This window comes from Corallococcus silvisoli (assembly GCF_009909145.1).
Lineage (GTDB): Bacteria > Myxococcota > Myxococcia > Myxococcales > Myxococcaceae > Corallococcus > Corallococcus silvisoli.
This window is the reverse complement of record NZ_JAAAPJ010000022.1, coordinates 95715-116944: the sequence shown is the minus strand read 5'-3', so window position 1 is coordinate 116944 and position 21230 is coordinate 95715. Positions and strand designations below refer to the sequence as shown.

General features: G+C 71.9%; 20 protein-coding genes. 7 read left to right on the top strand and 13 right to left on the bottom strand.

The genetic code is table 11. The features are described from left to right. Positions 1 to 11 precede the first annotated feature (11 nt). The 10 genes from GTY96_RS33170 to GTY96_RS33125 are packed head-to-tail and all read right to left on the bottom strand — an operon-like array spanning position 12 to position 9463. On the bottom strand, positions 12 to 872 hold the full coding sequence (locus tag GTY96_RS33170; protein WP_161666795.1) for a MerR family transcriptional regulator: 861 nt from the start codon (positions 870 to 872) through the stop codon (positions 12 to 14). Continuing rightward, positions 869 to 1546 (bottom strand): lysophospholipid acyltransferase family protein, encoded by a 678-nt coding sequence (locus tag GTY96_RS33165; protein ID WP_161666794.1) that lies wholly within the window; start codon positions 1544 to 1546, stop codon positions 869 to 871. Before GTY96_RS33165 ends, GTY96_RS33170 begins: the two co-directional genes overlap by 4 nt. After that, entirely contained in the window at positions 1543 to 1890 is a 348-nt protein-coding gene (locus GTY96_RS33160) for a lycopene cyclase domain-containing protein (RefSeq protein ID WP_143908254.1), read from the bottom strand. Before GTY96_RS33160 ends, GTY96_RS33165 begins: the two co-directional genes overlap by 4 nt. Next, positions 1887 to 2258 (bottom strand): lycopene cyclase domain-containing protein, encoded by a 372-nt coding sequence (locus tag GTY96_RS33155; protein WP_161666793.1) that lies wholly within the window; start codon positions 2256 to 2258, stop codon positions 1887 to 1889. The genes GTY96_RS33160 and GTY96_RS33155 overlap by 4 nt, the downstream gene beginning before the upstream one ends. Beyond that, positions 2255 to 3373: a glycosyltransferase gene (locus GTY96_RS33150; RefSeq protein WP_161666792.1), complete on the bottom strand. Its 1119-nt coding sequence runs from the start codon at positions 3371 to 3373 to the stop codon at positions 2255 to 2257. Before GTY96_RS33150 ends, GTY96_RS33155 begins: the two co-directional genes overlap by 4 nt. Continuing rightward, positions 3370 to 4338 carry a carotenoid 1,2-hydratase gene (locus GTY96_RS33145; RefSeq protein WP_235686042.1) on the bottom strand — a complete coding sequence of 323 codons (969 nt, stop codon included), beginning with the start codon at positions 4336 to 4338 and terminating at the stop codon, positions 3370 to 3372. Before GTY96_RS33145 ends, GTY96_RS33150 begins: the two co-directional genes overlap by 4 nt. Then, complete coding sequence (locus tag GTY96_RS33140) at positions 4335 to 5792, bottom strand: phytoene desaturase family protein (RefSeq protein WP_161666791.1); 1458 nt, start codon at positions 5790 to 5792, stop codon at positions 4335 to 4337. The genes GTY96_RS33145 and GTY96_RS33140 overlap by 4 nt, the downstream gene beginning before the upstream one ends. After that, on the bottom strand, positions 5789 to 6823 hold the full coding sequence (locus GTY96_RS33135; RefSeq protein WP_143908246.1) for a phytoene/squalene synthase family protein: 1035 nt from the start codon (positions 6821 to 6823) through the stop codon (positions 5789 to 5791). The genes GTY96_RS33140 and GTY96_RS33135 overlap by 4 nt, the downstream gene beginning before the upstream one ends. Then, complete coding sequence (locus GTY96_RS33130) at positions 6820 to 8364, bottom strand: phytoene desaturase family protein (protein WP_161666790.1); 1545 nt, start codon at positions 8362 to 8364, stop codon at positions 6820 to 6822. The genes GTY96_RS33135 and GTY96_RS33130 overlap by 4 nt, the downstream gene beginning before the upstream one ends. 10 nt (positions 8365 to 8374) lie before the next feature. Continuing rightward, the gene (locus tag GTY96_RS33125; protein WP_143908242.1) at positions 8375 to 9463 is read right to left on the bottom strand and encodes a polyprenyl synthetase family protein; all 1089 of its coding nucleotides are present in this window, start codon (positions 9461 to 9463) and stop codon (positions 8375 to 8377) included. 126 nt (positions 9464 to 9589) lie between these two features. Between GTY96_RS33125 and GTY96_RS33120 the strand changes: the two genes are divergently transcribed. The 4 genes from GTY96_RS33120 to GTY96_RS33105 all read left to right on the top strand — a co-directional run bounded on the left by GTY96_RS33120 (position 9590) and on the right by GTY96_RS33105 (position 13083). Beyond that, complete coding sequence (locus GTY96_RS33120; RefSeq protein ID WP_255442926.1) at positions 9590 to 10159, top strand: peroxiredoxin family protein; 570 nt, start codon at positions 9590 to 9592, stop codon at positions 10157 to 10159. Then, positions 10156 to 11073, top strand: a complete 918-nt coding sequence (locus GTY96_RS33115) for a TIGR01777 family oxidoreductase (RefSeq protein WP_143908238.1) — start codon at positions 10156 to 10158, stop codon at positions 11071 to 11073. The genes GTY96_RS33120 and GTY96_RS33115 overlap by 4 nt, the downstream gene beginning before the upstream one ends. 97 nt (positions 11074 to 11170) lie before the next feature. Further along, a complete protein-coding gene (locus tag GTY96_RS33110) occupies positions 11171 to 12223 on the top strand; it encodes an alpha/beta hydrolase-fold protein (protein ID WP_161666789.1) in 1053 nt (350 codons plus the stop codon). Positions 12224 to 12480: 257 nt separating this feature from the next. After that, entirely contained in the window at positions 12481 to 13083 is a 603-nt protein-coding gene (locus GTY96_RS33105; protein WP_186002163.1) for a hypothetical protein, read from the top strand. 86 nt (positions 13084 to 13169) lie between these two features. Here the strand turns inward: GTY96_RS33105 and GTY96_RS33100 are convergent, their stop codons facing one another. Together GTY96_RS33100 and GTY96_RS33095 are read right to left on the bottom strand one after the other, a co-directional pair. Then, complete coding sequence (locus GTY96_RS33100; RefSeq protein ID WP_161666788.1) at positions 13170 to 13544, bottom strand: DUSAM domain-containing protein; 375 nt, start codon at positions 13542 to 13544, stop codon at positions 13170 to 13172. Then, complete coding sequence (locus GTY96_RS33095) at positions 13541 to 13996, bottom strand: hypothetical protein (protein ID WP_161666787.1); 456 nt, start codon at positions 13994 to 13996, stop codon at positions 13541 to 13543. Before GTY96_RS33095 ends, GTY96_RS33100 begins: the two co-directional genes overlap by 4 nt. Positions 13997 to 14184: 188 nt before the next feature. Between GTY96_RS33095 and GTY96_RS38445 the strand changes: the two genes are divergently transcribed. From GTY96_RS38445 to GTY96_RS33085, 3 genes are all read left to right on the top strand, one after another. After that, a complete protein-coding gene (locus GTY96_RS38445) occupies positions 14185 to 14313 on the top strand; it encodes a hypothetical protein (protein ID WP_268903992.1) in 129 nt (42 codons plus the stop codon). 90 nt (positions 14314 to 14403) lie between these two features. Next, the gene (locus GTY96_RS33090; RefSeq protein ID WP_143908232.1) at positions 14404 to 15645 is read left to right on the top strand and encodes a metallophosphoesterase; all 1242 of its coding nucleotides are present in this window, start codon (positions 14404 to 14406) and stop codon (positions 15643 to 15645) included. A gap of 19 nt (positions 15646 to 15664) precedes the next feature. Continuing rightward, positions 15665 to 16309, top strand: coding sequence for a TetR/AcrR family transcriptional regulator (locus GTY96_RS33085; protein ID WP_143908230.1), 645 nt, complete (start codon positions 15665 to 15667; stop codon positions 16307 to 16309). Between the two features lie 130 nt (positions 16310 to 16439). Here GTY96_RS33085 and GTY96_RS33080 read toward each other — a convergent pair whose 3' ends face one another. Further along, complete coding sequence (locus GTY96_RS33080) at positions 16440 to 21071, bottom strand: thrombospondin type 3 repeat-containing protein (protein WP_161666786.1); 4632 nt, start codon at positions 21069 to 21071, stop codon at positions 16440 to 16442. Positions 21072 to 21230 lie beyond the last annotated feature (159 nt).

The window sequence follows — 21230 nt, the reverse complement described above, 5'->3', positions numbered from 1 at the left end:
GTGCCTGGGGTTCACGGTCGGTTCTGAGCGTTCCTCGCCTGTTGCCAGATGGCAATCAGCTCCTCCGCGGACTCCGCGTACTGTGCGCCCAGGGTGAACACCGTTTTCAAGTGCTCGCGCGCCCCGGGGCCACCTACCACCACCGGAGCGGGCGCGCACGCACGCAGCGCCTCCGACAACACGGGGACGAAGTCCTCCGCGTCCCGGCGCCGGATGAAGGACAGCGCCACCACGTCCGGCCGCACCTGCGCGCAGGCCCCATGCAACGCCTCCGCGGGCGTGTCCGCCCCCAGCAGCGTCACCCGCCAGCCCCGGGCCTTCAGGTGCACGCCCAGCGCCAACAGTCCGCCTTCATGGTGGTCGCGGGCCGGGCAGGCCAACAGCGCCCGGGGGCCCTCCCCCACGCGCTCCATGCCCGTGAACACCCGCCGCAGCCGCTGCCGCACCAGCGCGGACGCCAGGTGCTCGCGCGCCACGTCCAGCCGCGAGGCCATCTCCCGCAGGAGCGGAACCAGCACGGTGTCGCAGTAGACCGTGGCGCCCAGTCCCGCCTGGGCCTCGTCCAGCACCGCGTCCGCCGCCTCCGCGTCCAGCACCCGCACCGCCTCCCAGAAGCGGTCCATCCACCGCGACTCCGTGGGGACGGACACCACGGGCTCCGCGCGCACCTGGGCGAGGGCCTCGCTCACCGACAGGCCCTCCTCCATCAGCTTCGCCACCCGGCGCACGGCCTCCACCTCGTCGCGCGAATAGACGCGGTAGTTGTTCTCGCTGCGCTCCGGACGCGGGAAGCCATAGCGGCGCTCCCAGGCGCGCAGCGTGGCCTCGCGGATGCCGGTGAGCCGGGCGATGGTGCGGATGCGCAGGCTCATGGGCCCAGGCCCCTGGCCCGGTCCCAGCGCTCCGCCACGCCGCGCGCGCCGGCCACCTTGCGCGTGAAGCCCTCCAATCCCGTCACGGACGACACCCGGTGCACCGCCGCCTCCAGCTCGCTCTGGAAGCGCGCGAGCGGCCCGGCATCGTGCGCGGGCCCCACCTCCAGTAGCACGTCCGGCCGCTCGTGCTCGAAGAAGACGTAGCGGATGGCGACGGGCACGCACCGCGCCTTCGCCGCCTTCGCCAGCAGCTCCACGCCCCGCTCCAGCCGCAGCGGGAAGTCACCGAAGGGCCGGTGCTCCCCTTCCGGAAAGACACACACCGCCGCGTTCGGCTTGCGCAGGAGCTCCTTCGCGTACCGCAGCGAGGACAGCGACGACCTCGCGTCCTGCTTGCGGATGCTGAACGCACCCATCTTCGTATGGAATGGGTAGCGGCGCAGGTTGTCCTCGTCCATGAGGCAGTACCCGTCCCAACCCGCCACCTGGCAGAGCTGGTGCAGCACGAAGCCGTCCCACCAGTTGGAGTGGTTCAGGTAGACGAGCCGCCCCACGCCGTCGGAGGGCAGCTCGCCGCGCACCCACAGGCCCCGGAACGTCGAGCGGACCTTCCACCCGATGTACCGGTCCACCGCCCACCCGAAGGGGCCCCCCTTCGCCGCGCGAATCAAGGCGCTCGCGCCTCCCGGGGCCGCCACAGCGCCGTGAACAGCGCCAGCCCCAGTGACACCAGCACGCTGGTGATGAGGAAGAACAGGACCTCCTCCAGCGGCACCACGCCCACGTACACGCCCAGGTGTCGCCCGGCGCCGAAGTTCCAGATGCCGGTGGAGATGGCCAGGTGGTCCGCGACGGACAGGTACACGCCCACGACGAGCGCCGGCGGCAACACCGCGCGCAGCACCGCTCCCGAGCGCGCCTTGTAGTGGCCCACCAGCAGCGCCAGTTGGATGCCAATCACCGGCAGCGTCCAGGCCAGCAGGTGGAGGAGGTACGCCCAGCGCGTCTCCATCATGGCGACACCTCGCGCGGGTCCAGGGTCCGGCCGGTGGGGACGGGCTCCTGCTCGCGCGGCGCGGGGGCCAGCGCGCGCTCCAGGCGGTCGCGCGCCCACAGGCCCACGAGCAGCGTCTGGAGGCCGAAGAAGAGGTATTCCTCCAGCGGCAGGTAGCCCAGCTTCACGCCCCAGACGCGCTCCGGGTCGAAGCCCCACAGGCCCCACTTCACCGCCAGGTTGTCCCACGGCGACGTGGCCGCGTAGACGACGACGAGCAGCACGCCCATGGGCGCCAGCCCCCGCCACGACAACGTGCGGCGGTAGCGCACGACGAGGAACAGGAGGGGCAGCACCACGAACAGCCCCAGGAAGCGCGCGTAGGTCATCCCGGGCCTCCGCTCCACCGCGCCGCCACCCGCACCATGCGTCCTCCCGTCTCCAGCGCGTAGGTGTGACCGCGCCACGTCACCCGTCCCCGCCGCGTGAGCGAGGCCGCGAAGGCCCCGAGCAGCAGCAGCTCCCCCCGGACCCAGTCCGTCAGCGCGTGGCCCCGGTCCACCTCTCCTGGCACCCGGCTCAGCGCGGAGAGGCGCAGCGCCAGCAGCGTGCGCACGGCGACCAGGGCCGCCACCGCCAGCCACACCCGGGGCTCCTGGAGGAAGCCGGCCAGCAGCACCAGCGGCACGGTGGGCGTGAAGAGCAAGGGCACCGTGGGGTACAGGGCCGGCCGGTGGCTCGCGAGCACCTGCATCCACCGCGTGAAGCGCTCCAGCGGCACGCGCCAGGACGTCCCAGGCGCCACGGGCACCCATGCGGGCGCGGGGCTCAGGGCCACCTCCAGACCGTGCGCGTGCAGGCGTCTGGCCAGCTCCAGGTCCTCGCCGATGTGGTCCGACACCCCGCGCAGCTCCTCCACGGCCCGCGCGGACATGCCCAACGCCTTGCCGCACACCGCCTGCGCCCCCGCGCTCATCACGTGGAGCGCACGGAAGCTGTGATGGGTGTAGCGCAGCAGGCCCGCCATCGCGCGGCCCGCCGCATCCACCGCGCCGACGGGCGTGGGGGCGGCGGTGCTCAGCGCGGCGCCCGCCACCAGCGGCGCGGCCAGTCCCTCCACCAGCGCTCCCGTCACCGCCACGTCCGCGTCCACCGCGAGCACCACGCGTCCGTGCACCCGCAGCGTGTCCAGGGCGTAGAGCAGGTGGCCCACCTTGCGATTGGGGCACACCGGATCGCTCGGCAGCCAGCGCACGCCCGCTGCCAGACGGGGGCGGTAGGGCGACAGCACCACCTGCTCCAGCGGGCCCGCGTAATCGATGGGCCGCGCAAGGTTCTCCAGCTCCTGTGGCGTGGGCGCGTCCACGGGGCGCAGCAGCAGCACGGAAGGAAGCACGGGCGTTGCGGCGGCGGGCGTGCGGCGCGACAGCCGCGCCAGCGCCACCGCGCTGAAGCCTCCGGCCAGCGTCGCCCACCCGAAGGTCAGGAGCCCGAGCGCGTTCATGCCATCCGCCCCATGCGCGTCCGGAAGTGCGCCATCCAGCGAATGAATGGGGAGTGGAAGCGGCGGAAGTCCGCCACCTCGCCCATCGTGTCCAGCGCGTCGCGACGCGACTCCAGCCGCGCATAGAAGGGCGACGACTCCAGCAGACGCGGCGGGCCCACCGCCTCCATGCCCGTGTGCAGCTTCGCGGGCACCCGCAGGCCCCAACCGGTGATGCGGGTGGGCCGAGCCTCCGGCTTCTCGCCCCGCTCGCACACCACGCCATCCACGTCCGCCCTCATCCTCAGCGGCGCCACGCCGTCCGGCAGGTGGTAGTCCACCTCCGTGTGGGCCGCGTGGTGCGTGCGCGCCCAATGCCAACCGGACAGCCTCGCGCCCAGCGGCTCCTCGCCGTGGTTGGTGTCGTGATAGCCCAGCCCCTCCGCCATCACCTCCAGCGAGGACACCTCCAGCCGCGCCTCCGCGCGGGGCGCCAACGCCTGCCAGTAGTGAGGCAGGTCCGGCACGAGCCGCACCTCCGCGCCCCGCCCGGTCAGTGGCCGCAGCGTCAGGCTGGCGCGCACCGGACGGCCCCACGGCGCCGTCGCGTCCTCCACGTCCATGCGCACCGTGCCGTCCAGCGCGTGCGTCAACGTGGAGCGCCCGATGCGCAGCCGCCCCGGTCCCTGCGACTCCACGCACGGATACTCACTGAGCACCCACAGCCGGCGCACGCCCTGGTGATAGAGCGCGAAGTTCACCGCGCTGTACGCGAGCGGATGCCCGCCGCGCCGCGCCGCCACCGAGTAGCGCGGCGAGAAGAGCGACCCCAGCATGAAGATGCACACCGCGCTGTACGGCCCCGCGGTCACGTCCGCGTAGAACCAACGGTAGGACCCCGCCACGTCCGGCAGCGCGGGCAGCCCGGACACCCTCGGCGCCAGGGCCACCTCCCGCGAGATGCTCCGCGCGAGCATGGACTTCATGTGCCCTCCCGCAGGTGCGCGGAGGCCATCCGCGCCGCGAACTGGCCCGACAACATCACCAGCGGCACCCCGCCGCCCGGGTGCGTGCCGCCGCCCGCGTAGAACAGCCCCGGCGTGCCGCCCCGGATGCGCGGCCTGCGGAACGGACCGAAGCGCCCGTGCGGCAGGAAGCCGTAGATGGAACCCCCTGGAGCCCCACGCGCCGCCAGGTCCACCGGCGTGCGCTGTCCCACCACGCGCACGTGGCCCTTCAGCGCCGGGTAGTGCCGGAAGAGCTTGTCGAACATCTGCACCCGCACGTGCTCCGCCAGCGCCTCCCAGTCGCGCCGGGCCTGCTCCGCCGGGCCTTCGCCCATGGGCATGGCCGGCGCGTTCACCATCACGAACAGCCCCGTGCGCCCCAGGGGCGCCATGCTCGGGTCCGTGGCGGACGGGTTGCAGAAGTACACCGTGGGGTCCGTCGCCAGCTGGCCCGCGAACAGCTCGTCGAATTCGCGCCGGGAGTCGCCACCGAAGAGCACCGTGTGGTGCGGCAGGGCCGGCCGTCCCTCCACCTCCAGCAACAACACGAAGCCGGACAGGGACAGCGGCTCCGACTCCCGGCGCAGCGACGCCAGCGGATCCGCGTTCACCACCACGCTGTCGAAGTGCGCTCCCTCCGCGCCCGGCCCCACGCGGTAGCCCCCGGAGACGCGCTCGAAGCGGGCGCGCGTGTCCAGATGCACCGTCACGCCCAGCCGTCGCACCGCCTGCCCCAGCGCCTCCACCAGCGCGCCAATGCCTCCCCGGACGTGGTGCACGCCGTACGCATGTTCGATGTGCGGGATGAGCGCGAAGGCCGCGCTGGACGCATAGGGCGACCCGCCCGCGTAGGTGGCGAAGCGGCCCACGTACTGTTGCAGGTGATGCGTCTGGAAGTGCTTCGCCGCCAGCGCGTGCAGCGTGTCCAGCTTCATCCCCGCCAGCATCGCGCCAATGCCCCGGCGGGCCACGCGCGCCATGAAGCCGGCCATGCCCTCGAAGGGGGCCTCCAGGTAGGGCTCGCCCGCGGCGCGCCAGATGGCCGCGGCCTCCGCGTAGAAGGAGTGCACGCCCTTGCGCTCGGCGGGCCGCAGCTCCGCGGCGCTGTCCGCCATGCGCTCCAGGTCCTGGTACGCCGTGAAGCCGCACCCGTCCGCGAAGCGGTAGGTGCACTGCGGATCCAACGCCGTGAACGGCGGCAGCAGGTCCCGCGCGTCCAGTTGCTCGAAGGTGCTCCGCACCAGCGCCGGCAACGTGAGCAGCGTGGGCCCGGTGTCCAGCGTCAGTCCCTCCACGGTGACGGCCTGCGCCTTGCCTCCCAGCGACGGCCCCGCTTCGAACAGCGTCACCGCGTGGCCGTCCTTGGCCAGCAGGCCCGCGGCGGTCAGCCCCCCGATGCCGCCTCCAATCACCGCCACGCGCGAGCCCTTCATCGCGGACCTCCCGTGCCCGTGGATGGCAGCGCGACCGGGGTGGAGGGCAGCGGCACGGGGGTGTCCGGCAGCGCGGCCCGGGGGCGCAGGAACACGGTCGCCGCCAGCTCCAGCTTGCGGCCCGGCGTCGTGTGGGCCCGGCCGCTGAACACGTCGAAGTCCCGCGCCTCGATGTCGCGCAGGATGTCGCCGTAGATGGAGCCCATCAGCCGCACCATGCGCTGGCTGCCGAAGCCGGTGAGGTAGCGCACCCCTCCCGCCGCCCGCGCGTAGTACGCCCGCGCGCGTTGAATCTGGAAGCGCATGAAGTCGCGCCACTTCGCGTCCACCCGGCCCTGGCGCAGGTCGTCCTCCGTGATTCCGAAGGCGCGCAGCTCCTCCGCGGGCAGGTACACCCGGCCGCGCTCCAGGTCCTCGCGCACGTCGCGCAGGATGTTGGTGAGCTGCATCGCGCGGCCCAGGTCCGCCGCGGGCTCCACCGCCCGGACGTCCTCGCAGCCCAGCACCGGCGTGAGCATCCACCCGACCACGCCCGCGACCCGGTGGCAGTACAGCGCCAGCTCCTCCCACGTGTCGTACCGGACGCGCGTCAGGTCCATCTCCATGCCGGAGATGAGGTCCTGGAAGGGCTGCTCCGGAATCCGGTAGTGGTGGATGGTGTGGCGCAGCGCCGCGAACTCGCTCGGGTCCCACGGCGACGGAGCCTCCGCCGAGGGCTGGCGCGCGGACAAAGGGCCCAGCTCTCGCGAGGCCAGCTCCGGCAGCGGCAGGTACACCTCCGCTACGCGCTCGCGCGCGCGGGCCAGGCGCGTCGGCAGGTCGAGCGAGGCCGCCTGGGGCAGCGCGCTCTCGCCCGCGTCCACCAGGTCGTCCAGCCGCCGGCAGAAGGCATACAGCGCGAAGGCCGCCTTCCGCCGCTGACCGAAGAGCAGGTACGACGCGAAGAAGAAGCTCTTCGCATGGTGGCGCGTGACGGTGCGCGCCCGCCGGTAGCCCCGCGCGACGAGGCCGGGGGATTCCGTGACGCTCATGCCGCCACCTCCACCGCCGCGGGCGTCCCCGCTCGCGGCGACAGCGCCACGCCCTCCTTGCGGGCCCACGCCACCAGCCGCTCGGTGACGAGCCGCGCGGAGATGAGCACCGTGGGCAGGCCCGTGCCCGGCTGCGTGGAGGCGCCCACGAAGAAGAGGTTCTTCACGCGAGGGTCCACGTTGGCCGGACGGAAGGGGCCAATCTGGAAGAAGTTCTGCGCCAGCCCGAACGCGCTGCCGCGCGCCAGGTTGTAGGTGCCCGCCCAGTCATCCGGGGTGAACACGCGCTCCACCTCGATGTCCGCCTCCAGGTCCGGGTAGCCCAGCTCCGCCATGCGCTGGAACACCTTCGCGCGCACCTTCGGGCCCTCCACCTTCCAGTCCAGGCTCGCGTGCTGGTGCGGCACGGGCACGAGCACGTAGAGCGCGTCCTTGCCCTCCGGCGCCAGCGACGGGTCCGTGCGCGTGGGGACGTTGACGTAGAAGCTGGGGTCCTCCGGCACGCGGAAGCGCTGGAAGATGTCATCGAAGGAGCCCGCGTAGTCGCGGCCGAACATCACGTTGTGGTGGAAGAGCCCCGGCACCTGCTTCTTCATGCCCAGGTAGAGCATGTAGCCGCTGGAGGTGAAGCGCAGCTTCTCCCCGCGCTTGAAGGGCGCGTCCTTCGGGTCGAGCAGCTGCTCGTACGCGTACGGCAGGTCCGCGTTGCACAGCACGGCATCCGCTTGCACCTCCTCGCCGCCCGCGAGCCGCACGCCCGTGGCGCGGCCCCCTTTCGTGAGGATGCGCTCCACCGGACGGCCATAGTGCAGCGTCACGCCCTCCTCGCGCGCCAGCCGCTCCAGCGCGAGGGGAATGGCATACAGGCCGCCCTTCGGGAACCAGATGCCCACGCCCAGCTCGGTGAAGGGCAGCAGGCCATACACCGCGGGCGACTCGAAGGGAGACACGCCCAGGTACATGGTCTGGAACGTCATCGCCGCGCGCAGCCGGTCGTCCCGGAAGTAGCGGCTGACGTCCGCGTACATGCGGCGGTGCGCGCGGGCCTGGAAGATCCTCGCCAGCACGCTGGGGGAGAAGTAGTCGCGGATGCCCTCGAAGTTGCGTCCCACGAAGTGGTCCAGGCTCACGCGGTACTGGGTGCGGCCCCGCGCCATGAAGGACAGGTAGCGCTGGAAGCTGCCCGGCTCCACGCGCTCCAGCTCGCGGCCCATCGCGCACAGCTCGGACGTGAAGGTCACGTCGGAGCCGTCCCGGAAGTGCACCCGGTAGTTCGGGTCGCAGCGCACCAGCGTGAGGGAGTCCTCGATGCGGCGGCCCAGCGCGCGGAAGGTCTCCTCGAACACCTCCGGCATCAACACGATGGTGGGCCCCACGTCCCACGTGAACCCGTCCACCTGGAGCCGGTTGCACCGCCCACCGGGGCCGTGCGTCTTCTCGAATACCTGGACGTCGAAGCCCTGACGCGCGAGCCGCGCCGCCGCGGCAAGCCCGCCCACCCCCGCGCCCACCACCACCACCCGCTTGCGCTGTGTGCTCATCACGGTGTCCTCAGGAAGCACGACGCGCGAGCCGGGCGATGAGGGCGTCCAGCAGGTCCCGCATGCCGTGGGGGTTGGGCAACGCCTGCAGGCTCCGCCGCGCCGAACGCGACGCCCGCTCCACCGCGCGCTCACACGCGGCGCGGCCTCCGAAGTCCTCCACCAGCTCCCGGGCCCGCGCGAGGGCCGCGCCGTCCCTGCACGCCTCGGGCAGCGCCCACAGCCGCTCCAGCTCCTCGCGGCCCGCGGGCGTCGCGCGCACGTACGCGGCCACCACCGGGAAGGTGCGCTTGGCCTGCATGAAGTCGCCGTCGGAGGCCTTGCCCGAAAGCGACGCGTCGCCGAACAGACCGATGAGGTCGTCGCGGAGCTGGTAGGCCAGCCCCAGCGCGCGCCCCACCCGCTCCAGGCCCTGCTGGAGCCGCGCGTCCGCGCCGCCCAGCATCGCGCCGCACACCAGCGGAGCGCAGAAGCCATAGCGCGCCGTCTTGAGGTGGGCCACGCGCAGCGTCTGGAAGAGCGTCACCTCCGCGAGCGGCGCGCGCGCCAGCTCCAGGTCCAGGTACTGCCCCGCCGCCGTGTGACGGCACACCCCCAGGTAGTACCGCGCCACGCGCGACGCGCCCGGCAGCCCCGACTCCAGCATCGCCTCCAGCGAGCGCGCGAAGAGGTGGTCCCCCATGACGACGGCCAGGTCCTCGCCCGTCCGGCCCGGGGCCAGCATCCGGTGCAGCACCGGCCCGCCCCGGCGAAGCTCCGCCTGGTCCGCCACGTCGTCATGGATGAGCAGGAACGTGTGCAACAGCTCCAGCCCCGCGGCGAAGCGCCACAGCCCCGGCGGCACCGCGGTGCTCCCACGCGCCAGCCCATGCCCCGCCAGCACCAGCGCCGGCCGCAGCCGCTTGGCCGGCCTCAGCGCATAGGCGCGCGCATGCTCCGCCGCCCGCGTCCAGCGCGCGTCCAACGCCCGCTCGTCCTCCAACTCCAACAACTGGGCGAGCGAGCGCTCCACCCGCGCCTGCACGAGGTGCAGCCAGGCCTGCTCCGGGGGCGCCACGTCCGCGAGAGGCTGCTGCACGTTGGAAAGCAGGGTCGCCATTCAGCGGATCTCCGGAGTCGGGAGCACGGCAGCAGCCTTTCCTCGTAGAGGTAGCGTTTGCGTCCAGAGATTGTCAAGGCTATGTCTAATGTTTGTCAGAACCTTGGACAACATAGGAGGCTCCCGGTGAAGGCATGGCTCACAGGCGCGCTGACGGTGACCCTGGCGGCGGGGAGCGCGGTCGGCGCGTCCTCCCCCGGTCCAGAGGCGTTGGACGCGACGTTAAGCACCTCCAAGGGAGAGCGCGTCCAGCTGTCACGCTGGCGTGGGAAACCGGTCATCCTCTTCTACGAGGACAAGGACTCCACGACACTCAACGCGCCTCTGAAGGCGGAGCTCTTCACACGGGGACGCGAGCGGGGTCTGCTCCAGAGCGCGTTCGTGGTCGCGGTCGCCAACCTGGAGAAGTACGACTTCTTCCCCGCGAGGGAGATTGCCCTGTCATACGTGCGCGACGAGGAGAAGAAGGCAGGGGTGCCCATCCTGGTGGACCTGCGTGGCACCCTGGGGCAGGCGCCGTGGAAGCTGCCCACCAAGACGTCCACGGTGATGCTGCTGGACTCCGAAGGGACGCCTGTCTTCCGCTCCTCTGGCCGCATGAAGCCGGAGGACCAGGAGCGCTTCTTCGTCGTCCTGGGGGAGCTGGTGGGGCAGGACCTGTCCGCGGAGCGTGAGGAGGAGGAGGTTCGACGGTGAGGGTGACCTGCACGGGTGCCACGGGCTTCCTCGGTCCGGGATTTGTCCAGGGTTTGTTGGACGCCGGCCACACCGTGCACGTGCTCAGCCGAAACGTTGAACACGCCCTGGGGCGGCTGCCCGCCGGGGTGACGGGCTCCTACTTCGATGGGAGCACCCCGCTGTCGCCGGACGCGCTCGCGGGGGCGCAGGGGGTCATGCACCTGGCCGGCGAGCCGGTGGACCAGCGCTGGACGCACGAGGCCAAGCAGCGCATCCACCAGAGCCGGGTGGAGGGCACGCGGGTGTTGGTGGAGGCGATGCGGCAGGCGGGGAGCGTGCGGCACTTCGTCTGCGCGTCGGCGGTGGGCTACTACGGCGGCGCCCGGGCGGCGCTGACGCTGACGGAGGAGGACACGCCCGGCGACGACTTCCTCGCCCAGGTGTGCCAGGGCTGGGAGGCCGAAGCCCAGCGCGCGGAGGCGGCGGGCATGCGCACGGTGCGCCTGCGCATCGGCGTGGTGCTGCACCCGGCGGGGGGCGTGCTGCACCGGATGCTGCCGGTGTTCCGCATGGGCGCGGGCGCGAAGGTGGGCAACGGCCACCAGTACGTCAGCTGGGTGCACCGCGACGACCTGTTCCAGCTGATGCGCTTCACGCTGGAGCACGCCACGCTGTCGGGCGCGGTGAACGCCACGTCGCCGGAGCCGGTGACGAACGCGACCTTCGCGCACACGCTGGGCGCGGTGCTCGAGCGGCCCGCGGTGCTGCAGGTGCCGGGGCTCGTCCTCAAGGCGCGCTTCGGAGAGATGGCGCGCGTGGCGCTGGAGGGCCAGCGGGTGATGCCGCGTCGCGCGCTGGAGGCGGGCTTCCAGTTCCGCCACCCCGAGCTGACCGAAGCGCTGCGCGACCTGCTGCGCCACGCCTCCCCCTGAGCGCCCCGCCCGCGATGTCGTCGGCTGGACGCGCCTCCACGACGAGCACCGTCCGGGTGCCCGGCACCGAGCGCGGTGCATAGAGTGACCGCCACGCATGGATGACATCCGGACGCTGGAAGCCCGCGCGCGCCGCGAGGGCACACCGCTCATCGACGGAGACACCGCCACCTTCGTGTGGAAGGGCTCCCGGCCCGTCTTCCTCCAAGGGGACTTCCAGGACTGGCGCGGCACGCCCCTGCCGCTGGAGCGCGTGGGCCGGGGCCTGTGGGTGCGCTCCCTGGCGCTGCCCGAGGACGCCTATGTCGAGTACGCGCTCCTGGATGCGAAGGGCCGCCGCCTGCGCGACCCCTTCAACGCGCGCCACTCCGACAACGGCTTCGGCGACGTCAACGCCTGCTTCTGGATGCCGAAGGGAGAGGCCACCGCGCTGGGCCAGCGCGTGCGCGGCGTGCCCCGGGGCCGAGTGACGCGGCACCAGGTGGAGACGCATCAGTGGGCCGTGGGCCGCAAGCGCGCGGTGGCCCTCTACGCGCCGCCCGTGCCCGGGCCCGTGCCCCTGCTGGTGGTGCTGGACGGCGACGACTACCTGCGGCGCGTCCAGCTGCCCACGCTGGTGGACAACCTGATCGCCCAGGGGCGCATGCGCCCGGTGGCCATGGCCTTCGTGTCCAACGGCGGCCCGGCACGCGCCGTCGAGTACACGTGCAGCGAGGCCACCGTGGGCTTCCTGGAGCAGCACGTGCTGTCGCTGGCGCGCGAGCGGCTGTCCCTGCTGGACACCCGGCGCACCCCCGGCGTGCACGCGGTGCTGGGCGCCTCCCTGGGCGGGCTGATGGCCCTCTACACCGCTCAGCGCCTGCCCCACGTCTTCGGCCACGTGCTGTCCCAGTCCGGCGCCTTCTCCATCGACGGCAATGACATGGTCGTCTTCGACCTGGCCCGGCGCACCGGTCAGCCGCCCCTCCATGTCTGGATGGACTGCGGCCGCTTCGAGGCCCTGGTGGACGGCAACCAGCGCCTGCCGCCCCTCCTCCAGGCCACCGGCCACCGCGTCACGTACGAGGCCTACAGCGGGGGCCATAATTACCCGGCCTGGCAGTCCCACCTCTCCCGCGGCCTGGAAGAAATCTTCCCACCCGCCGGGTGACGCGGCGCGGCGAAACCCGTCGCTTCCGTCCGCGACGGAAGTCCCATGAAAACAAGGGGTTGGCCGTTGAGGAAAGCGACCAAAGCGAAATGATCCGGGATTGGGAGGGGCCTCCGAGGCGGCAAGCGGGCAGCCGGGCGGGGGTTGTGGACGGGCAGGCCACGCAACCCGAGGGAAGGCCGGCGCGATAACGGATGTAGGTGCGCACACCTGGCGCGAGCACCGCGCCGGGCCTTCCCCCGCCCTGGAGTCCCGTCATGTCCCGCGTCGATGGTGGCAACCGCCCGTCCGTTCCCGCGAAGCGCTCGGAGTTCGAGCGCTCCGAGCGGAGCGACGCCACGCGCGACGGCAAGCCGGCTGCCTCCCAGGGCCGCCAGCCCGCCAACGCCACGGTGCGCTCGTTCCAGGGTCGCAGCGACTTCGAGCCCGCGCGGCCCGCCTCCTCGCGCCCCACGCCGACACAGACGCCGGCGGTGAAGGCGCAGCCCTCCGCGGCGGACGCGGAGTCCATCGCCCAGGCCGACATGGAGCTGGGCCTGCTGGAGGAGTTCCCGGACGCGGACGCGCAGAGCGGCATCGCGTCCGCCATGCTGCACGCGCACTCGGACGCGCCCGCGTCGCAGAACCGCATCGTGGAGCGGCTGAAGCAGGACGGCCGCCTGGAGACGCTCTTCGGCGAGGTGTTCCGCGAGGACAACCCCTACGTGGAGCAGCCGCACAAGGCCGCCATCGTGCGAGCGCTCGACACGGCGCTCACGCGCGGCACGGTGACGGGCGACGACCTGCGCGCCTTCTCCCGTGGCACCTACGCCCAGGAGTGGCAGCAGATTGGCGCCGCGCTGGGTGACGCCCGGAAATAACCGGGTCCCCCACGCCCGCGCCTCCCATGGATGAGGAGCGGCGCCGGGTCAGTAGGACGGCGAGGCGCGGCGCAGCGCCCTGGCCGTCACGGTTCGTCGGCCATGGCTTCAAGCTGTCCCTGGGCGATATCGAGGTAGAGGGGGACGACTTCAACAGCGAGCACATCGCGCATTTCTTGGCGCGCGCTGTCGTAGTCGCCTTTCCTGCGGTGGTCGTACATCCGGTGCAGGGCGTCTCCCAATCGGTTGGACCCTTCGGTGATGCGCCGCGAGCACTCACGCAGCGTCGCCAGTGCACCGGCCTGCGTGTTCACGTCGGCGCCGCCAAGCGCGACCTCGTGTGCCGTGCGTCGCAGCAGGTCGCGCACGTCGTCCGTGAGTTCGAGTGGAGCGCCATCACGGAGGACTTGCCGCGCCAGGGCACGTATCGGGTCCCAGTCGGGACCATCGTTCGTCGTCATCGTCGCCCGCCTTTGGGGCCGCACTGGTCGAATGGCCATTCGTGCTGGCCGGTGCAGGACTCGAAGCAAGCAAAGCAGCTTTTCTTCCCCGCCCATGCCTCCTCTTGGCAGTCCCCGTACAGGCGGATGCAGCGCCGCTTCCAGTCGGGGAGGCTCGCGTTGTGTGAGTCGTCGGACTCCGACGTGCTGGTGCTGTGCGTGCCCGCGGCGCCAGTGGCGGCGGCCATGATGGCGGCGGCCTCGGCGGCGGTGAGTCCGCACGCGGCGGGGTTGCCCGGGTTGCGCTGGAGGCAGCACGTCTCGGAGTCCACGCAGGTGGCCTGGGCGTACAGGTCGCGCGTGCCCGGAGTGCTCGCGGCGGAGTGGGCGCCGCTGGAGCACCCGGCGAGCCCGGCGGCGGCGAGGATGGGGGCGAGGTGGCGCCACCAGGGAGAGTTTTCCTGATTAGTCATGTTGTGCGAACCCTACCGTGTGGCGCCAGCCGGTCCGCGAGTTTGGACAGCGTGTCCCCGGTCTCTGACACCATGATGCGGCGCCACGGCCTGCGCGTGTCGGAGGCGCTGGAGGTGGAGCCCTCACACGTCAATGGGTCCGCGCTGAAGCAGAACCGCATCGTGAGCAGCCGCACAAGGCCGCCATCGTGCGAGCGCTCGACACGGCGCTCACGCGCGGCACGGTGACGGGCGACGACCTGCGCGCCTTCTCCCGTGGCACCTACGCCCAGGAGTGGCAGCAGATTGGCGCCGCGCTGGGTGACGCCCGGAAATAACCGGGTTCCCCTCGCCCGCCCGCCACAGCTTCACGCTTCTTCACGCGCGCGCGGGTTGCGCCGGGACGCGTGCGCGCCAGGATGGGCCCCATGGTGGAAAGCCCGTTGCGCATCATCCTGTTCATCCTCCTGGTCAGCGTCGCGGCGGTCGCCGTCCACATCTACCTCTACCGGCGGCTCTTCCGTGACACGTCCACGCACCCCGCGTGGCGGCGGGGGGGCCGGGTGCTGCTGGCGGCGCTGTGCCTGCCGCTGCTGCTGTCCTGGGTGGTGACGCGCGTGGCGCCCTCCGCGTTCATCGTCGCGGTGTTCGCGTGGACGTGGATGGGCGTGGCCGTGTACCTGCTGCTCGCGCTGGCGGCGGTGGGCGGCGCGCGCTGGCTCGTCGCGCGCACCCGGGGCCAGCGCGGCGTCCCCGCCTCCCTCGCGACCGCCCCTTCGGCGACGCCGTCCCTGGCCGACCTGTCCGTCACCGTGCCGCCCCCCGCCGCGCCTCCCGTGGATGAGGAGCGACGGCGGTTCCTCGCGCGGGCCACCGCGGGCGGCGCGGTGCTCGCGGCTGGCGGGCTGACGGGCTACGGCATGTGGAGCGCCTTCCATCCGCCGGTGGTCAACGAGATCGCGGTGCGGCTGCCCGGCCTGCCCAAGGCGCTGGATGGCTTCACCCTCGTCCACCTGAGCGACATCCACGTGGGCCCCATCATCCAGCGCCGCTTCATGGACGAGCTGGTGTCGCGCTGCAACGCGCTCAAGCCAGACCTCGTCGCCATCACCGGCGACCTGGTGGACGGCACGGTGAGCGACCTGCGCCACTCCGTCGCGGCGCTCCAGAACCTCCAGGCGCGCGCGGGCACGCACTTCATCACCGGCAATCACGAGTACTACTGGAACGCGAGCGCCTGGTCGGACGCGCTCACCGGCCTGGGCATCAGCGTGCTGCGCAACCGCCGCGTGTCCATTGGTGACGCGGGCGGCGCGTTCGACCTGGTGGGCGTGGACGACTGGTCCATGCGCCACGGCCCCCAGGGCTACAACCTGGACGCCGCGCTCGCCGGACGCGCGCCGGACCGCGCCGCGGTGCTGCTCGCGCACCAGCCCTCCAACTGGGATGTCGCGGCCAAGGCGGGCATGGGGTTGCAGCTGTCCGGACACACCCACGGCGGGCAGTTCTTCCCCTTCACGCTCGCCGTCTCCGCCATCTGGAAGCACGCCGCCGGCCTCTTCCAGGAGGGCGACCGCCACCTCTACGTCAGCCGCGGCACGGGCTTCTGGGGCCCGCCTCTGCGCGTCGCCGCACCGTCCGAAATCGTTAAGGTGACGCTTCTGGCGTGAGGTGTAGATTTACCCGGAAATGGGCAAGGAACCAGCGAAGCGCGAAATCAAGCAGGAGCGGGCCGCTCGGACCCGAGTCGAGATCCTGGAGGCGGCCATCACGCTGTTCGCCCGGCGGGGCTACCTGTCGACGACGATGTCGGACCTGGCGAAGGCCATCCGGATGACGCCTGGCGCGCTGTACTGGCACTTTCCCACCAAGGAGGACCTGCTGCTGGCGGCCATCGACGAGCTGCACCAGCGCTACCTGGCGGAGTTCGCGCCGCTGCTCGCCGAGCGCCGCCACCTGTCCGGCCGGGAGCAGCTGGTGTTCGTCGTCTCGCGCACGTCGCAGTTCCTGCGCTACCACCGCGAGTACGGCATCTTCTTCGGGATGCTGTCCGCGGAGTCCGCGGACTCCAACGACCGGGTGGCGGAGACGCTGCGAGAGAAGATCGCCGTCTACGTGCAGGTGCTGGCGGGGATGATCCGCTACGGCCAGAAGCGGCAGGAGTTCCGCGCGGAGGTGGATCCGCTGCACATGGCCCACACGATGATGGGCGGCTACCTGGGCATCCTGCTGCACCACAACCTGTTCCGCGCCATCGTGAACTACGACCCGCTGATGGCGTCGTTGGATCAAATCCTCTCCGGCGGCTTGCACGTGCGAGGACCGCTGGGCTAGCGACCGGCGCGGCACCCGCCCAAAGAAGACGCCCGGCCCCCCTGAAGCGGTGGGACCGGGCGTTTTTCATTTCAGCGGTGGAACACCCCCGCTCCCCCGGGAGGGGAAGCGGGGTGCGCCGCGCTTCGCGCTACGGCATCTCCAGGGGGCTCTGCGAGTTCTGCGGCTGGCGCTCGGTGCGCGGCAGGAAGTCCGCCGCGTTGTTGTCCGAGTCCTGGCCGTTGCCCGCGAACTCATCCGCGCCGCCCGGGAGCATGCTCGCGACGGTGGAGGAGGCCCGCGCCTTGCGCTCCACGCTGCCGCCCTTGCCAGGGGGCGCCGGAGCCGCGGCCCCTTCCACCACGGTGCGGCCCGTGCCGTACCCCACCGTGTCGACCACGCCGGTCATGACCACGGGGTCCAGCGTCACGTCCGCCGTGCCCAGGCGGACGTTGCCCGTGGAGCCGGAGATGTCCGTGCCGCCCCAGGTGTAGTCCGCGGGCACCGTCGTCGTGGAGTAGCTGCTGCCCGCGACCAGGTAGTAGCCGTGCGCCTTGATGGTCGCGTTCGGCAGCGTGGCCAGCACCGAGAAGTTCACCGTGGAGCTGGTGGTGCTCGCGGTGCGGTAGAGCAGCTTCCAGCCCGTGATGTCGACGTCGCCCTCGGTCGGGTTGTACAGCTCGATGAAGTCGTCCGCGTTCACCGTCAGACCCTGGCCGGCGATCTCACTGATGACCACGTGACCCTGCGGCAAGGCGACCGTGACGGTCGCCTGCTTCGTCACGCCCGCGTAGGTCGCGGTGAGCTGCCCGCTGCCCGTCGCCTGCGAGGCGGTGAAGGTCACCGTGGCGGTCGTCTGACCCTCCGGCACCGTCACCGTCGAGGCCGACAGCGAACCCTGCGCCGCGGGAGCGAACGCCACCGACACGGCCGCGCCGCCCACCGAGGCCTTGCGGTCCAGCGTCACGGTGAACACCTGCTCCTTGCCCGTCGTCACCGTCACCGTGCCCGGCGTGACGCTGGCGAGCTTCGCGGGCGGCGGCAGCACGGTCAGCGACGCCGTGCGGGTGATGCCGTTGAGCGAGGCGGACACCGTGCCCGTCCCCTCTCCATCCGCCGCGGCGGTGAACGTCACCGTCGCGGTCGTGGCACCCGCGGCCACCGTCACCGTCGTGGCCGACAGCGCGCCGAAGGGCGTGCTCGCCGCGTCCGGGGCCAGCGCCAGCAGCACCTGCACCGGGGCCGACGGAGCGGCGTCCAGCGTCACGGTGTACGCCTGCTGCGCGCCCGCGTTCACCGTCGCGGTGGACGGGGTGAGCCCCACCAGCCGGGGCACGTCCGTGGCGACGTTCACGGTGGCGCTCAGGCCGGCCACCGTCACCGTGCCAGAGCCGGTGCTGGCCTCATCCACGGTGAGGTCGAAGGTGGCCGTGAGCGCGTCCGTGACCACCGGCTGGAGCGTGAAGGCGCCAAAGCCCGACGGCGTCGCCACCGGGGCCAGCGTCGTGCCCGCCGGCACGGGCCGGTCGAACGTCACGGTGAAGCGCGCCGTGCCGCCCGGGGCCACGGCCACCGTCTGGGGCGTGAGGCCCGTGGGGGACGCCGCCTCGTTCGTGCCCAGCACGCGCAGCGTGGTCCTCTGGGAGGACGTGCCCAGCGTCGCGGTGAGCTCCACCGCGGACGCCTGCGCCAGCGCGCTCAGCGTCACGGCCGCGCTCGTCTGGCCAGCGGGAATCACCACCTGCCCGTTCGCCGCGACCAGCGCCGTCGGGGCGCTGGACGTGATGTTCACGGTGACATCCACCGGGTAGGCGGAAGCCATCGTCACCGTGGCGGGCTGCGGGAGGGCCTGGGTGCCGCCCACGCGCACGAAGCCGCCGGACGTGAACGCCGTCAGCGCCGGCACGGGCGGCAGCGGAACGACCATGTCCGCCGCGCTCCGGGGCACCAGCTTGTGGGCGCTGAAGTTGAACGTCAGCACGCCGCGCAGCGCGGTGTACTCGGTGCCCAGCACCTGCGTGGGGTAGCTGTAGGCCTGGTCATCCACCATCAGGCCCGAGGACGCCGGGTTGCCGGACTTGTTCTCGTCGACGATGAACTCGCGGTTGCTGTTCTCCAGCCGCGTGTTGAAGACGTCGCGCACCTCCACCAGCGCGCCCTCCAGGGCCTTCGCCTTGGGGCCGCCGGTGCGGATGGCCTCCGTGCGCACTACCACTGGGGCGGGCGGCGCGTTGCCACCGCTGTGCTTCGTCACCGTGCCGTCCGTCACCTCCAGCAGGCCGAAGTAGTCCTTCAGCGTGCCTTCGACGCGGATGTTGTCACCCACCGCCACGGCGGACTTGAGCGAGTAGATGAAGAGGCCGGAGTTCTCCGCCCCCTTGCCCGCCGGGTAGTTGGCCACCTGCACCCAGTAGCCACGGTCCGCCTTCGCGTCCACGGCGGTCACCACCACGTCGTCCACGGCCACCTTGGTGCCGATGAGCGACGTGTTGCCGAAGGACGGCGTCGCCTTCACGTCGTAGACGGTGGTGTTGCACACGCCACCGGCGGGGCTGGCCGCGGGGCACGCGTCGCACGCGTCACCCACGCCGTCGCCGTCCGTGTCCTTCTGGTCCGGGTTGGCCACCAGCGGGCAGTTGTCCAGGGGGGTGAGCACGCCGTCGTAGTCGAAGTCGGTCGGGTCCGCGACCGAGCACGCGTTCGCGTCCGTCGGGCAGCCGTCGCACACGTCGCCCTTGCCGTCGCCGTCGGTGTCCTTCTGGTCCGCGTTGGCCACGAACGGGCAGTTGTCGCGCCACGTGGGCACGCCGTCGTGGTCGTCGTCATCGCCGCGGAAGGCCACGCACGAGGTGGTCCCCGCCTCCAGGGGGCACGGGTCGCACGCGTCGCCCACGCCGTCGCCGTCCGTGTCCAGCTGCCGCCCGTTGTCCATGGGACGCACGGGGTTGAAGATGGTGGGGCAGTTGTCGACGGAGTCCGGGATGCCGTCCGCGTCCGCGTCCTGCGCGCTCGCCACGCCCGAATAGACGGTGGAGCCGTTGACGGCGGCGGCCGGGAAGCTCGTGTTCACCGCGTTGCGCGCGGGCTCGCACGTGGGCTCGTTCGTGGGCGTACCGCACGCGAACAGCGGGTAGAGGCCCTGGGTGTCCGTGGAGCCCTGGAACTCCGCCAGCGTCTTGCCGATCTCCGACTTCACGCACGCGGCCTTCTGGGTGCCGCACACCGCCAGCGCGTCACAGACGTCCGTGCCCTTGAGGCCGTCCACCAGCGCCTGGTCACCGTAGAGCGGCTTGCCGCCGCGCATCGTCAGCACCACGTCCTGCGGCTCCGCGGCGATGACCGCGCGGAACGGCGAGGCGGCGTGGGTCCCCAGCCGGTAGATGGCCAGGTCCGCCACCTTGTTCGGCGCGATGCGGCCCACGCGCGCGTAGAAGTCCACCGCGTCCGCCGCGTTGGACGTCACCATGCGCCACAGGTCCTCGTCGGTGAAGGTGTTGGCGTACCGCGTGGCGTTGAGGTGGTCCGCGCAGCGCAGCTCGCGCAGGAGGTTCATGGAGCCGGAGCGGATCCAGTCCGTGCCCAGGGCGATGTTCACGCCCACCCGCTTGAACGCCGTCACCATGGCCGTGTCGCCGTACAGCGAGATGTTGGAGCGCGGCGACCAGATGAGCCCGGTGCCGTGGGCCGCCATCTCCGAGATCTCCCGGGCGGTGAGGCCCACGCCGTGGATGATGGCCGAGCGCGGGAACAGCACGTTGCCGGAGCCCGTGGACAGGCAGCGGAACTCGTTGAGCGCCGTGGTCGCGATGCCCTCCGCGATGTGCGGCAGGTACGCGGACACGCGCGACGTGAGCGTCACCGACGACGGGAAGCCGCTGTAGGAGCACCCCTCCGTCAACAGGGTGCCGCTGCTGTCACCCAGCGGGAAGGTGTCCGAGTCCGCGTACCCCCCAGCCAGCCCCTCCTGCTGCGCGACGGTGGACACGTCCAGGTTGCGCAGGAAGCCCAGCTGACCGCCCGCGCCCGCGATGGACGTGGTGCCCGACATCACCTGGCGCAGCTCCGACCAGCGGATCGCATCCGCCTTGGTATTGGAGCCGTTGCTCAGGCGCGTGTGGCTGTTGGCGCCCGTGCGCCACTCGTGGCGGTGCTCGTAGCGCTCCGTGCTGGTGCTCGCCAGCGGAGAGCCCGGGTAGGTGATGTGGTCGTGCGGGTTGATGAGGCCCGGGGAGATGACGCCCGTGGGGCACAGCACCGCGGTCGCCTCCGCGGCGCCGGCCGCCTGCGAACAGTCGCACGCGGCGCAGGTGATGACGCCCTGGGCGTTCACCAGCACCTGGCCGCCCGTCAGCGTCTCACCGTCCTTGAGCACCACGCCGGTGAAGAGCTTGCCCGCCGTGCCCACCTTGGTGACGGCGCAGGTGGCGCCGTCCGCGAGCGGCGCGGGAGGCGTGGACCAACACTGGGTATTCTGCGTGGGCGTGACGGTACAGTCCGCCTCGCACCCGTCGCCGCTCACCGTGTTGCCGTCGTCACAGGCCTCGTTGGCGTCCTTGACGCCGTCGCCGCACTTCCCACCCGGCGTCGTGGGCGTGATGGTGCAGTTCGACTCGCAGCCGTCGCCGTTGATGGTGTTGCCATCGTCACATTGCTCGCTGCCCTCCTTCTTCCCGTCCCCGCAGACCACCTTGTTGGGAACTTCGGGTTCGCTGGAACCACAGGCATTGGCCAAGAGAAGGACCGCGCCTAGGGCGGCCAGCAATAAACGGGGTGAGCTGCGCATGAAGCCTCCTGCCCGAAGGCAGAGCCGTGAAGGAAGAGTCGGAGCGACGTGAAAGCCCACCGTGCCTCGCATGCGGGATGGCACAGGGGTGCAACATTTCAGCGATACCTGACCCGTGAAGTCCACTCCGTGGAGCCCCAAAGGCCTCCCGTGTGCCGG

Coding starts and splice junctions, on each gene's coding strand:
- GTY96_RS33170 (WP_161666795.1), bottom strand. CDS start 872: ATGAGCCTGCGCATCCGCACCATCGCCCGGCTCACCGGCATCCGCGAG.
- GTY96_RS33160 (WP_143908254.1), bottom strand. CDS start 1,890: ATGATGGAGACGCGCTGGGCGTACCTCCTCCACCTGCTGGCCTGGACG.
- GTY96_RS33155 (WP_161666793.1), bottom strand. CDS start 2,258: ATGACCTACGCGCGCTTCCTGGGGCTGTTCGTGGTGCTGCCCCTCCTG.
- GTY96_RS33150 (WP_161666792.1), bottom strand. CDS start 3,373: ATGAACGCGCTCGGGCTCCTGACCTTCGGGTGGGCGACGCTGGCCGGA.
- GTY96_RS33145 (WP_235686042.1), bottom strand. CDS start 4,338: ATGAAGTCCATGCTCGCGCGGAGCATCTCGCGGGAGGTGGCCCTGGCG.
- GTY96_RS33140 (WP_161666791.1), bottom strand. CDS start 5,792: ATGAAGGGCTCGCGCGTGGCGGTGATTGGAGGCGGCATCGGGGGGCTG.
- GTY96_RS33135 (WP_143908246.1), bottom strand. CDS start 6,823: ATGAGCGTCACGGAATCCCCCGGCCTCGTCGCGCGGGGCTACCGGCGG.
- GTY96_RS33130 (WP_161666790.1), bottom strand. CDS start 8,364: ATGAGCACACAGCGCAAGCGGGTGGTGGTGGTGGGCGCGGGGGTGGGC.
- GTY96_RS33125 (WP_143908242.1), bottom strand. CDS start 9,463: ATGGCGACCCTGCTTTCCAACGTGCAGCAGCCTCTCGCGGACGTGGCG.
- GTY96_RS33110 (WP_161666789.1), top strand. CDS start 11,171: ATGGATGACATCCGGACGCTGGAAGCCCGCGCGCGCCGCGAGGGCACA.
- GTY96_RS33105 (WP_186002163.1), top strand. CDS start 12,481: ATGTCCCGCGTCGATGGTGGCAACCGCCCGTCCGTTCCCGCGAAGCGC.
- GTY96_RS33100 (WP_161666788.1), bottom strand. CDS start 13,544: ATGACGACGAACGATGGTCCCGACTGGGACCCGATACGTGCCCTGGCG.
- GTY96_RS33095 (WP_161666787.1), bottom strand. CDS start 13,996: ATGACTAATCAGGAAAACTCTCCCTGGTGGCGCCACCTCGCCCCCATC.
- GTY96_RS33090 (WP_143908232.1), top strand. CDS start 14,404: ATGGTGGAAAGCCCGTTGCGCATCATCCTGTTCATCCTCCTGGTCAGC.
- GTY96_RS33085 (WP_143908230.1), top strand. CDS start 15,665: ATGGGCAAGGAACCAGCGAAGCGCGAAATCAAGCAGGAGCGGGCCGCT.
- GTY96_RS33080 (WP_161666786.1), bottom strand. CDS start 21,071: ATGCGCAGCTCACCCCGTTTATTGCTGGCCGCCCTAGGCGCGGTCCTT.